Here is a 13412-nt window from a genome sequence, read left to right on the forward strand (position 1 = left end):
CTTCTCAAACGATGAAAAAACAATTGCAGAAAGCAACAGTGTCACACAATTGGTCAGATATCCGCGTCACGCAGGGTTCGCTCGAAGACGCGCGCTTGCCAACGCCATTGCGTTGCAGTGATCCGCATATCAGACCCGGCAATTTGGCGGATAACTTTGTACGCCTCGCAGCCAATGCCCCTGCCCCATGGGATAAAATGCTCCGGTCTGAGCCATTGCTGGTTGCCGCCCAAATCGTCGCTTTTCGCATTGATGACGAACTTACGCGCTTTGATCTGGCCCTTGAGCAGGGGGCGGACACCGCCGCACGTGAAATCCGCAACCTTGCACAGCAGCTTGACGATTGGATTATCCGGCTGCGGGCACAATGGCCGGGTGAATTTGCCGCCGTCTTGCAAGGCTTGGATCAGCAAATGAATCTCAGCGACCGTGCCCATGCACTTGCACGGGCGTCGGGCGCGCGGATGATTGCTGTGATGCAAAACAAAGGGTTTATTCCCGCGGCGACAGGCGACAACATCGTTCAAGCCCGTGCGTGCCAAGCCGGGTTAAGCGCGGCACATCGCCAACTGGTTCACGCGATCGCATCCTTAAAACCGGTGGCGCAACTTGGGTTTGATCGCAGGTTAAAATCAGGGCTGATTGACCCAGCAATTGGCCTGATGATCGCAGAACTCTCAGCGGCGCAGCAAGTTGATGCGCGCTTGAACCGGTTCACGGAACGCCACAGCGATTTTTACTATGGAGAGATCATCGGCCAGCCGCGCCGTGGCGCGGCCCCGGACCGCGCATTACTGCATCTGCCATCAGGTACCGCCCCAAAACTGCTGGCCAAGGGAACGCCACTCACAGCGCAATTGGCCGATGGTAGCAAGCTACATTTTCAGACCGAAGTTGATGTGCCGATCACCCCTGCGAAAGTCATCGCGACGGCCGCGCTCAGCTATGATACCGACCCCCAAATTTCACTATTTTCGACCTTGGGCAGCGTCACAGGTGTGCGTGGCGGGTTTGAACCCGCAGAACAGCAACCCCTCGATCGGAGCGTTTTTGTAGGGCCTGCAAATCAAGATATCGATATGGGGTTGGATATCGCGTCGCAGATGTTCCAGCTCTCAGAGGGGCACCGCCAAATTGATGTCAGTTTCAATCTGCAGCGCGCCACAGATTTACCAGCGGCGACACCGTCTGGAGCCATCGTCGCGCAGACTGCACCCGACCCTGATATCGCGTTGGAACTCCGCTCTGACCCGACGCTGATCCGCGCGCTGGGCTTTGACAATCTGAATGCAGGTGTGGCCGCCATCGCCGCACAGGTGCACAGCACCGCCTGCGCGCGCGACTGCGGCGCCTCGATGGACCTGATTTATGAGGTCATAGCGGGCAAGATCCTGACCGTGTCTGCACTGCGCATTCTTTTGGGCCGGATTGTGACGCTGGGACTGGTTGAAAATAACCCTTGGCCGACCGGGTCCTACTGGGACACACTCAAGACCCGTATATTGGCATGTGAAACGGCGCTCACCGGGCAGCATAACCCGGGGGCGGCAACAGGTGACATTGGCCAAATCGTCGAGGCCTTTGGGCAAGAAAACGGTCAGTTCATCTATTCTCCCGCCGATATGTTTGAAAAGCTGCTGGGCGATGCATTCCATGTCACCCTTTCCACGGCGCAAGGGCCAATGCCGGCGAAACTGACGCAAATCATTCCCAAAACCGACGGCACGCCCGGATTTTTGATCCGTCTGACCTATGCGCCAGATATGCCCGCCATCACCTCTGATAAGGAGAATGCGCCTGTCCTTTCATTTCGCTGGGATCAGCAGTCCCGCGTCTGCCCAATCTCGTTTTTTGAACGCTACACGCTTGATCAAGTAGGGATTGCCGTGCGGGTTGACGGGCTGACCCAGCTTTCGGGGTTTAGCGATGATGGGCCGGTTGCAACCGCGCAATCTTTCATGCCCTTTGGTGCGCGGCCCAATGAGGGAGCCACATTTACCGTCGCCTCTGCCGAGATGGCGGCGAAACCCGTGACCGGGGTGCATATGCGTTTGCGCTGGGCAGATGTCCCCGACAAGCCCGGTGGCTTTGCCACATATTATCGCGGCTATCCAGACAGCGTGACGGTCCCCGACCCAACGGTGCGCGCCGAATATCTGGTGGATGCGGCATGGAAGCCGATCACCGATGCACCCGGCCCGATGATCCCTACCAACCCCTACGACGGCACGTTGATCCCTGAATGGGCGCTCACCGCGCCGGTGCAAGGGTCTGACAGCATCGCGCCGCTATACACCCATGGGTCCTTGCCCAAAAACCGCGCGAAACTACGCGCAGGCGCGCTACGACTGACCCTGCGCGGCGGCGGGGATTTTGGGCAAGCGCAACATCCGCTTGCACTGGTCAAAGCCATGCGGCCAAACCCAGTCCCACTGCGGCCTCGCGTGCCCCCAAACCCGCCATGGATTCCGCGCATTGAGAGCCTAAGCCTTGGCTATACGGCCGCATCTGTCATGACTTTAGCTGCGCCCGACACTGCACAGCCGGGCGACAAAATCACACAAATCACGCCGTTCGGGGCACGGCCCGCCTTTCCTAATCGCATCAGGCGCAATTTGGGGCTGTTTCCACCGCGTTTGGGGCTAGGCACTTTGTATATCCAGCTTGCTGGCAAAGGTGCGCTGCGCCAATTGGGCATTTTGTTCGATATTGCGGATAGCGGGCACTTACGCCTCGTGCCGCCACCGGTGCCGCTTGATTGGTATTACCTGACTGCTGATGGTTGGACCGATCTGCCGCCCACCGCAATTTCATCCGATACGACCGACGGTTTGCTCCGCTCTGGCGTTGTCACGCTCGACTTACCAAATGATGCACACACCCCGGCCGGTGAAATGCCCGAAGGCGGGGTTTGGGTGGCGGTTTCGGCGCCGTGGCGTGGGTTTGAAACCCACCCTACGTTGTCACGCGTGCGCACAAATGGCGTTTGGGCGGTCAGCACTGAAAGTGACGCTCTGCCCGCTGCAGGCGACAGGCAATGGCGGTTTAACGTGCCGCAACCCGGCATGTCCGCGCCACAAGAAGCCGCACGCCGCGCACCACCAAAACCGCCCGAAACCCGGCCAGACTATCTTGCGCGGGTCGGTGAACGGTTACGCCACCGGCAACGCGCTGTGACCCCGTTTGATATTGAACGACTGGTTTTAAATGTCTTTCCGGATGTGTGGCGTTGCAAATGCCTGCCCCATTTGTCGCGTAAATCCGCGGCCCCGCGTCCGGGAACAGCCACCGTCGTGATCGTCCGTCACCCGCCAGAATTCGCGCAAGGCGCGCAGCAGCACGCGCAAGAAAGATACTTTGATGTCGGCACCTTAGAGCGGGTGCGTGCGTTTCTTCACAGACATGGAAGCCCAAACGCCCAGTATGAGGTGGTGAACCCTGCATTTGATCGCCTCCATGTTCGGGCCGCCCTGCGCTTTGTCCCATTCCAAGACGATGGCGCCCTGGCCAATAAGCTGCAGCATTATGTGTCGCAGTGCCTATCGGTTTGGACCGGCGGTGACGACATCGCCAGGTTTGGTTGGCAGGTAAACGTGCCGATGCTCAAGGCACAAATCGCCGCCCACCCAGATGTGCTTGGCATTACTGATTTTTCGGTTTTGCATTTCGTCGCAGACGACAGCCAGCATTATGCGCTTGGCGATACCGCGCAAGACGATGCGCGCGGGCCGCTTGGATCGATCATACGACCGTCGCGACCTTGGGCCCTGCCCTTGTCCGCCAAAAGCCACGCCATTTCGACGTCAGAACGCAAGCAACCCATTGCCCCAACCCAGAGCGGCATCGGTCGTTTGCGGATCGGTGACATGCTTATCGTAGGTCAGGAGGGTCACCCATGACCAAAAAAGATCGCACCACGCTCAAGGCGTTCTTTCGTGATGGGGCCCTGCCCACCGCCGAACATTACCGTGATTTGATTGACAGCGGCGTGAACCAGATCGAAGACGGGTATTCCAAAACCGCCGCTGACGGGTTGCGGCTGACGTCTGTTGGCGGCTCGCAAAGGGTGCTTAGCCTTTATGAAAGCCTAAGCGCGCAATACCCGGCGTGGGTCATTGATCATGGCGAAGACAGCAGCAGCCTGCATTTTCGACGCGGCGCTGATGTTACCGGCGACAATCTAGGTGTCAGCTTTTCGCCCGAAGGGCGGCTCGGGCTGCGTAATGATGCGCCTGAATGGCAGCTTGATGTCAACGGGGTGCAGCGCGCGCGCGGGCGCATCGGGTTTGCCAGTGATGAAATTCCGCATGTGCCTGCCGATGGCAAATGGCATGATGTCACCGCGGAAATGACCGGTTGCCAAGCCTTTGAAGTCATGGCGGGCGCAGGGGCCGAATTGACGCAAGGCCGCTATTCCATGGTGCATGCAATCGCGATGAATGCATTCCACCCGCGCAATTGGGTGCTTAATTGGCTGTTTGGGCGGCGGCGGATCAAATCCAAAACCGCCGTTTACGGCAGCTATGCCGACCGCATCCGGCTGCGTTGGGTCGCGACCAAAAACAGCCATCACTACAAGCTGCAAATGCGCACCAACGCGAATTTTGGCCGTGACAAGGTGATCCGCTACTATCTGACCCGGCTTTGGTTTGATCCGACAATGGCCGGATCACGTGGCGGCCCCACGCGCGAGGCTGATCTATCATGATGGATGCGCCGCTCACTTTTGACGATCTTCGCGCCCGTGCCATTGCCGCTGCCCATGACGCGTCCGGCAAAATATGGACCGACTTCAATCTGCATGATCCCGGCGTGACCTTGCTCGAACAATCGGTCTTTGCCCTCTCTGAAATCGCCTATCAAGGGGACCATGATGTGCGTGATCTGTTAACGGATCGCGACAGTGAAATCGATTTGACGCAGCGCGGAATTTTTCCTGCGGACGTTGTCCTGTCGGGTCGCCCCGTCACCAATACTGATCTAGCAAGTTGTCTCTCTGAACTGCCATCGCTTGAGCGCGTCTTTGTCACCCCCGGCCCCGCTGCCGGTCTGGTGGATTTGGTGATTATTCCACGTAGCAGCGTTGACCCACAGCAAGAGACATTGCGCACTGCCAGCGGATGGCAAGACGTGTTGATCGCCCAGACACGCGCCCGTTTCGATGAAAATCGGATGCTGGCGACAGCGATTAACCGCATTGATATCGCAACACCTAAACCCGTCATTGTGATGGGCGAAATCGCCATTGGCTCCTTTGCCCAGCCCGACCGCATCGTCGCCGAAATTTTTCATCAACTCCGGCTGTTGCTCAAAGGGTTGTCTGCACAACGCGCGCATGGCTCTAAATCGTTGGGAGCGACACGCAGTGATGTCTTTGATGATGCCGCCGAACTATGGCCGGATTTGCCTGCGGATGCGCACGAAAGCGCCTGGTTTGATGCGGTCCTCTCCCAATTTCGTGATATTGCGGGGGTTGCCCATATCGGCGCATTCGACATTCTGGATCCAGAAACGCATACATCGATCTCGCAACTTCCACTTGATCCGCGCATCTATTTTGATCCAATCTTACCGCAGATCAACCATTTAGTCCCACTGCGCGTGACGCGGGATGGTGGCGCGGTTGTCCTGAACCCCAACACCATTCAAGAAGAATTGGGCCGCATCACCGCCGCGCGTATCGCAGGCCAAAGCAACCGCAAAGCCCAATCAGATTGGGATGTGGGCCACGCTGGCAAACACCGCCAGCTAATCCACCGTTCCACCAACGATAGCTTGCCAAACCCCTACCGTGTGGCCGCGACGACCCAAAATCCGAATGGCGGGCTGACATCTTATCGCCAGATGATGGATCGGCATCTCGCCGAGATGCGCGCGCCCTTGGGCAATATTCCCGCCATTTACACACAAAACAATCCGCAAGGCCTGCATGACCCAGCCCTGCTACGCGCCCGGATCACGATGCTGGACTACTTGATTGCGCTGCAAGGCGAAGAAATGCCTCTGTGCGATCCAGACTGTTTGCATCGCTATCGCGGGGTGGCGGATCGGTTAACGTGGGAGGTGACGTGGCGCGAGGCTTACTTGCGCGACCTGCCCGCCTATAACCATTATTCGGGCACGAACCATCCTGAATACGGTTTTGCCGCGCGGCTTGCGCATTTGGCCGATCTTGGCGTTGCGACACATCAAGGGGTCGATGCGATCACGGTCGACGCGCAGATGCAGCCACCAGCCCCATCGATTAAGTCCGCAGATGTGATTTTACCGTCCCGGCCGCTCGATGCATTTGTGAAGCGTGATGATACGGTCGCGCCGTTGTCGCTCGCGAAACTCGCGATGAGCTGTCCGTGGGTCGTGGATGCACGGACAACGCCCGCATTGTTCCAGCGCGCAGCCCAAAGCGATGCCTATATCGTCGCGCGCAATCGGCAAAGCGATTGGGAAGTCATGTTTCAACCGCATAGCGGAGGTGATTTATATCCCTGTGGTAGCAGCCACACGCGCAAGAACGTCGAAGAATGGGCCAATCGGCTGCGCGTCAGTTTCGTTGAAATGCACTGCGACGCGGAAAAGCTATGGCTGTTCGAAGATATCCAACTGCGCCAAAAACAAACAGATTTCGCACCAGCTCGGGCCACGCTTTTACTGCCCGGATGGACCGCACGAACCTGCAATACCAGCTTTCGGCTGTTCGTCACCGATTTGGTCAGTCGGCTCGCGCCCGCGCATATCTATGTGCAAATCTTATGGCTCACCCCAGAAGAAACACATGAACTGCGCCCAAAACTCGGCGATTGGTACACTGCGCCAGAGGATAACGCGGCCCATATTCGCTATGCCATCCAAACCCTCACCCAAACGGCGCGCGTCCCATGAACAACATGATCGCACCCGAAATAATCAACCGGATCGACACGCTTGAATTTGACTTGCGGGTCACAAGCACAGCGCAAGCAGTCAATAGTCCAGATCGCCTATTGCTGGCCCTGCGCCAAGAGGTACTATCAACCATTGATCAGGTTCTCGATACCGCCGGGCGTGATCATGCGCCTGCGCGGATTACCACGCTCACGCTTGATATCGGGCAGTTTGACGACCCGCTTGATTGGGATTTGGTGCGCACACGGCTGCGCGATGGGCTTGTCTCGGCGATCCACCCCTATTTAACCCCGCGCAAACGGCAATCGCCGCGCGCCGCCTTTGCAGGGCAAAGCCTTGCTCAATTAAAGGGGATGGCAGCCGCGCGCGGCTTGGCCATATCGGGCACAAAATCCGCGCTGATCACCCGTCTTGTCGATCACACTGAGAAACCATGGGATTTTGCGGCGAAAACCCTAAGGCGCGCGCAATCGCGTAATGATCTGGCGTTTTTCCTTACCGGTCAAGACCGACCCTCTGCAGCGACCGCGGCCCGCAGCGTCGCAAAAATGCGCAAACAAGATATCGAAACGGCGCTTCTGATTGCATCAGCTAAAATACCACAAAACGAGGATGATTGGGCCGCGTGCCTTTCGCAGGTCATTTGCGATGAAAGCCCACATACAACAGCCACCCTGCTGTCCCCAGAGCCGGAGCAATCCCCGCTCGAGAGAGTGCGTGCGCGCTATCGTGATTTTCAGCAAACCGGGTTTGTCCCTTCAGACAATCCGATAGCTGAAAAACTGTCACCTTATTCTCATATTATCAGCCACTTATTCCTTGATACCGATATAGACCGAATACTGACCGCACGCATACCACCAAAGGCGAAGCAGCTTTCACAGGCCATCGCCGCGCTTGATGATGCCCCAGACCCATTAGCGGCAAAGCGTCATGTCATAGCAGCACTGATCGCGAACGCCCCGGTTGATATTGCCTCAGCGCGCAGTGCGCCCCATGACCCTGATAGTGCAGCACGCGCCGCATTCACACGCGCGATGTGTGCGCTGGGTGACGACATTTCACAAGCGATTGACCGCGCTGAGGCGCTCGCAGATCGCGATCAGCCCACGACCATTGCAACTGACCAACCCGAGGCTCCTTGTAAACAAGCCTTCATAGATGCCATCGGACTAACGGCCCCCGACCTGCTGGGACTGATTGAGCTGATCTACTCTGCATTACGTTCGGCCTTGCCGCCAGAGACACCGCATTCTGTTATGTTTTGGGGGCATTTAGTTGAAACCATTTTGACAAAGAGCGAAGCTCAAGCGTCTGATATTATATCGAACTTCGTCGCGCGTCTCATACCTGGCGCTCACAAACGAGACATCGCATTGCGCGCAACGATAGCGCGCCTAAACTACCCCGCTGTTGCAAGTGCAGCTGCCCGCGCCGAGGCCCGCGCAATGCTTGAAACAATTCTGCAACCACGACCGACCGCCGTACAGCCAACCCCGCGCGGGTCAACACGGCGTGCAACCCAGATTGCCGGACTTGTCCTATTCCACCCTTACATCGCGATGCTGTTTGATCGGCTTGAAATTCGCCGCGAGGGCACGAAAATCATCTCCGAAGATCATCCGCTTGCGCACGCCGCGCTTGGGCGTCTGGCGCAGGGTGAAGCCGGACATGACAGTGATCCGCTTTACGACTGCCTACTCGGGCGGCCAAGTGACGCTGACGTTCTGCCCGCCCACGCGCTTACCCCCGCGAACCACGCCTTGATTGACGGGCTTGTCCAATCGGTGATCGCGCAATGGGGGCGGCTTGGAAATACATCGCCCGATGGATTGCGATCTGCCTTTGTGCAGCGCGGCGGGGTGATGGACTTAGACGATCCGAGCCAACCAAAATTGACCGTGAATAAAGGCGCCTACGATATGTTGTTGGATGGGTTGCCTTGGGCTTTTAACGTGATCTCCCTGCCTTGGATGCCTGCACCGCTGCACGTAGATTGGAGACAGCGCGATGACTAGCCAAGCCCCAACACAAGATATCCACGCACAGGCGGTCACGGCCGAAATCACGTGGTTAAGTGCTGTGATCACAGCACGGCTGGAACATTTCTTTGGCGGGGGTGACGGGCAATTTTCGCCCCCCGCAGCACCACAGCACGATGCGGGTTCGGCCATGGCGCAAATGATCTTACGGGCCCGGCTTGATACTTCGGCGCGCGTGGTGTTTGCGCTGGCGCTTACCACACAGGTCAATCCGGCGGTTTTGGACCCGTTTTTTGTGCGCAACACTGCCATAGATCGGCCATTTTCGGCATTCGGCGGGCTGCGCACCGAAACCAGCAGCTTTATCCCGACCGCGATCACCGCGCTTTTTTTGCTGGGCGGCGGCAGCACGACCCGGCGGATCGCGGCAATGTCACTTTTTGCACCTGATCATCCGCTCCGCACGGTCGCCGGGCTCAGTCTTGGTGAATTGCCTGCGACGGGCGCTGTGCCCGGTGCGCTTTATGCTGGGCCGCTTTTGGTATCAGCACATCGGGTCGCTGAGCTGTGCGCAGGTCACAAACCCGCACCCGATTTTTCACCTCAGTTCCCAGCCAAGCGGCTGCGCAGCGGGTTGCAGTGGGATGATCTGATCTTGCCGCGCGAAGTAAAACATAATCTTGACCATATCTCGGCCTGGCTCGCCAATCGTGACACAATTTTGGAGGACTGGGGCATGAAAGCCCGCCTTGGCACCGGATTTAAGGCGTTATTTTACGGCCCTCCCGGCACGGGAAAAACGCTGACAGCAACGATGCTTGGGCAGCGTACCGGGCTAGAGGTCTACCGCATTGATCTGGCCATGGTCGTGTCAAAATATATCGGTGAAACGGAAAAGAACCTCGCGCAGGTCTTTGATATGGCAGAAGAAAACAACTGGATCTTGTTTTTCGACGAGGCCGACGCGCTGTTTGGCGCACGCGGGTCGACGAGTTCGGCAAACGACCGCCACGCCAATCAAGAAGTCGCCTATCTGCTGCAACGGATCGAGGAATGCTCGGCCCTTGTTATTTTGGCGACCAATCTGCGCAGTAATATCGACGAAGCCTTTTTTCGCCGTTTCCAGATGGCGGTCGGCTTTCCAAAACCCGATGCGGCGCTCCGCACGGCCCTTTGGCGCAGTATTTTGGGGAAAATGCCGCTCGACCCCGACGTGGATATTGCTGCCCTTGCCCGCGACACGCCGCTTGCGGGCGGGCCAATCACAAATGTCGCCCGTCACGCCGCAATTTCCGCGCTACGTCGGGACGCAACCCATGTCAGCACCCGTGATCTGCAACAAGCGATTGCAGGTGAGATGCGCAAAGAAGGACGCACCCGATGACCCGAATTCTCGCAGCAACCTTGCTTTTTTTGCCGACATTCGCGCAGGCCGATTGTCGCGATTTACGCACGATCCCTGATAACCCACCCGCATTTACGCAGGTTGACGAAATTCAACTCGGGCTGCGCTCCGCGCTTGACGACGATAATATTTTGCTTTCCGATAATTGGCTGGGGTCCTACACAAAGCAGGCCTTGGTGCGCCTGTGTCAACAGGTCCCAATGGTTTCAACCGTCACGCAGGTCGAAGCTACCTTGCACCTCGCGGATGAATATGGACGTTTGGCGGGGCTTGTCCCAGAATGGAAACAACTTGCGGGAGACGCGGGTTTTGCTAATGCGATCCTGCCAAGCGATCAGGATGTGTTTAATATCAACATCATGGCGCTTGTCGGTGCGCCTGACGGAACGGCGGATTGGTTGCTAGACCAAACCGGACCAACGGATTGCACGGACCTTAGCGATACGGGGCTTCCGGCCTTGGCGCGCACCGGGCAACTTGCGCTCACGGCGCTTGATCAAGCCACTTGGTCGAATGCTGCGGCCACATGCACGGCCCTTGACCTCGCAAGCGGCGCACAGGCCGCGACCGATGTTTTATCAAGCCTCGGACGCATTGAAACCACGCTGCCCGGCGGCGTCCAACAAATCCTGAGCCCTGATTTTGCGCTTTGGCTTGGCGAAGATGTTTCCGCGCGCGGGCCGCGACTGGTGGGCAGTGATGATGCGGTGATTGCGCTGGTCACGGATTACCGCGCTGCAAACCGCGCCGCCGCCCCCCGCGACTACAGCCTGCTTTATCAAACCCTACCGGCGAGCTGCAAACCCGCCACGGGCGCGTTGATCACCGACTATATCAGCTTTGACCAAACGGCACTTGATGGGCTGGTTGACCCTATAGATGTCAAAGGGTTGTTGGCTGATCTCGAAGAGCAAACCTTTGATACGGCGGCAGATCTTTCGCAGGCAATTGATACTGCTTTGACCGGTCAGGTCAGCGCATGCACGCGCGATCAAATCATGCGCGCAGTCAATAGCCCTGACAATTTGGGGCGCGCGTTTCAGCTCAACCCTGAAAAGGCAGCGAACCTCGCCTTGGTGCCAGAATTCGCCGAGAGCGCGCCCGTTGTGGCCGAATATATTGGACTGACCGCGCCAAGCCGCGCTGCATTGCTGACCGGCCTACGCGCGAATTTGCAAACGGCGACCAGCGCGCGGGTCCAAGCAGAGGTTGAGGCCGCCGCAGATGTGCTGGCCGCCGCCGCCGAACCGATGTCTGACACCTTCGATACTTTGCCCGAAGGAGTGCCAGAATTTGAACCGCTTGAGGTCACACCAACCATCGGGGTGACCGATGCCACGGATAGCGCAATCGCCGCAACAGTCACAGACGCGGAGTTTCGTGCGGCTTTGCTTGGTGCATCCTATGTCCCTGCCCCCAATGCCGAAGTGCTTAAATCCGACGCGCGCAAACTGCTTGCCCCAATCGCCGAAGACAAAATCGCCACCGCCGTAAACCGCGATATGATCCAGATATTGGGTGCGGTCGAAACGCGCTGGGGGCTGACGGATAGCTTAACACAGGCGATCGCAGCTGCCCCCGCAACCACCGCAATCCAAGAAGTGATCACCGATCCTGAAGCCGCCGCCGAACTTACCGCGCTTTTGGGCGTCGAATATCCAAATGCCCGGCTTTTGGACGCGGCGCTGGCGCAATTGTCGCCTGCACCATCCGCCGCATCAATCGCGGATATCCGCGCCAACGCAAGCCGCAATATCGCTGAGCCCACAGCCGATTATGACACCGCGATTGCCTTGCCTGATTGCGGCTGCGTCAGCACACGCGACGAGAACTCGGAAATATACAGTTTCTACCCGTTTTGGTTTGCACCACAGTTGAACGCGCCCGAGGATGCCCCCCCAGGGCGCAGCGTCGATTTCAGCATCGTCAGCCGCGCCGCGTTTTACGGTTTGGAGTTTGCGCTTAGTGATGAAGGCACATTGGTACTGCACAACGAGGGGCAATGGACGCAAGGCCAGCGCGATTTTGTGAACGCCGCACATCGGCACCGTGCCCAGGCCGACCTTGCGATAAAGCTGACCGGATGGGAAAATTGGTCTGACGTCCAAATCGCAACCGCCGTCCAAAAAATCCTAACGCTGACAGCACCTTACCACCGCACTGACACCAATGATCTTGCTGCTTGGCGCGCCGCGTTCCCGTACCTGTTGGATCACCCGCAAGTGGATGGTGTCACCTTGATCATTGACGGTTATGACGGTACGACGCAAAGCGTCCACAATATTGAACGCCTGATTTCTTTGGTGACCTTGCTTTATGCTGATCTGGAACCACGCGATCAAACGATCAACCTCGCGTTTGATTTGTCACTCGCCGAAGTGCCATCAAGTGAACCGGTATTTACTGACATCAAAGCACTGTTAACGGGGACCAATCCGATCGTCGATTACGTGCTTCTTTTTCTTGAACGTCCGACCACGGATAATAAAAAAACTTTGCGCGCGCGCATGGAAAACGGCGCATTTCGCGGCATCGATCGCGCCCGCGTCTTGCGGCGTATAATCCCGGTTTTGCCGCCCGCAGGCCACGAACATGTTTTGCAAAGCCCTGCTGCTGGAGCACCCGCTGATGCCCCTGATCCGGGACCATTTAGCCAGTTTGCCGATGATCTGGTCTATTTTCACGACAATTTCGCTGGTGTCGGATTTTGGCCTGCACCCGACCCAAACGCGGCTGAGACCCCGACAATCAATGCGATGTTTAGACAGATGTGGCTCAAGCCCCGCTTACCGCAGTTTTTGGCAAGCTATCAGGCCGATATGGACCGCGCCTGTACCTTCATTTGCCCCAACCGCGCCTATGTGGCCGCGGTGGCAGCGCTCATCTTTCTGGCCACGGCGCTACTTGTCTGGCGGTCGTTTTATAGCGGCTTTGTCGACCGGCTCGCGTTTCGTCTCGGCTTTGCTTGGCTTGGCGGCGCTGGCGTGTTTGCCGCCCTATTGGCGCTCACCATTTGTGATGCCGTTGCGATTTGGCCGCCTGTACTCTTGTTCATGATCATTTTGGGCGTTGGGTTCTTAATCGCGTTTCACATCTATCAAGGGGCGCGCAACGGCCCCAAACCATAAAAGCAACAGTTCCCT

The 13412-nt window shown here is 57.6% G+C and carries 6 protein-coding genes; all 6 read left to right on the forward strand.

Features of this window, described 5'->3' with window-relative positions; genetic code table 11:
- Positions 1–38: 38 nt before the first annotated feature.
- From DS901_RS06975 to DS901_RS07000, 6 genes are read left to right on the forward strand one after another with little or no spacing between them, the layout of a single operon-like run.
- Positions 39–3899, forward strand: a complete 3861-nt coding sequence (locus tag DS901_RS06975; protein WP_147249878.1) for a hypothetical protein — start codon at positions 39–41, stop codon at positions 3897–3899.
- A complete protein-coding gene (locus DS901_RS06980; protein WP_113776221.1) occupies positions 3896–4708 on the forward strand; it encodes a hypothetical protein in 813 nt (270 codons plus the stop codon). The genes DS901_RS06975 and DS901_RS06980 overlap by 4 nt, the downstream gene beginning before the upstream one ends.
- A complete protein-coding gene (locus tag DS901_RS06985; RefSeq protein WP_147249879.1) occupies positions 4705–6879 on the forward strand; it encodes a hypothetical protein in 2175 nt (724 codons plus the stop codon). Before DS901_RS06980 ends, DS901_RS06985 begins: the two co-directional genes overlap by 4 nt.
- Entirely contained in the window at positions 6876–8900 is a 2025-nt protein-coding gene (locus tag DS901_RS06990; RefSeq protein ID WP_113776223.1) for a contractile injection system tape measure protein, read from the forward strand. The genes DS901_RS06985 and DS901_RS06990 overlap by 4 nt, the downstream gene beginning before the upstream one ends.
- On the forward strand, positions 8893–10248 hold the full coding sequence (locus DS901_RS06995; protein WP_113776224.1) for an ATP-binding protein: 1356 nt from the start codon (positions 8893–8895) through the stop codon (positions 10246–10248). The genes DS901_RS06990 and DS901_RS06995 overlap by 8 nt, the downstream gene beginning before the upstream one ends.
- Positions 10245–13397, forward strand: coding sequence for a hypothetical protein (locus tag DS901_RS07000; protein ID WP_113776225.1), 3153 nt, complete (start codon positions 10245–10247; stop codon positions 13395–13397). Before DS901_RS06995 ends, DS901_RS07000 begins: the two co-directional genes overlap by 4 nt.
- The last annotated feature ends 15 nt before the right edge of the window (positions 13398–13412 follow it).

Source organism: Loktanella sp. D2R18, from assembly GCF_003318235.1.
GTDB lineage: Bacteria > Pseudomonadota > Alphaproteobacteria > Rhodobacterales > Rhodobacteraceae > Yoonia.

Coding starts and splice junctions, on each gene's coding strand:
- DS901_RS06980 (WP_113776221.1), top strand. CDS start 3,896: ATGACCAAAAAAGATCGCACCACGCTCAAGGCGTTCTTTCGTGATGGG.
- DS901_RS06985 (WP_147249879.1), top strand. CDS start 4,705: ATGATGGATGCGCCGCTCACTTTTGACGATCTTCGCGCCCGTGCCATT.
- DS901_RS06990 (WP_113776223.1), top strand. CDS start 6,876: ATGAACAACATGATCGCACCCGAAATAATCAACCGGATCGACACGCTT.
- DS901_RS06995 (WP_113776224.1), top strand. CDS start 8,893: ATGACTAGCCAAGCCCCAACACAAGATATCCACGCACAGGCGGTCACG.
- DS901_RS07000 (WP_113776225.1), top strand. CDS start 10,245: ATGACCCGAATTCTCGCAGCAACCTTGCTTTTTTTGCCGACATTCGCG.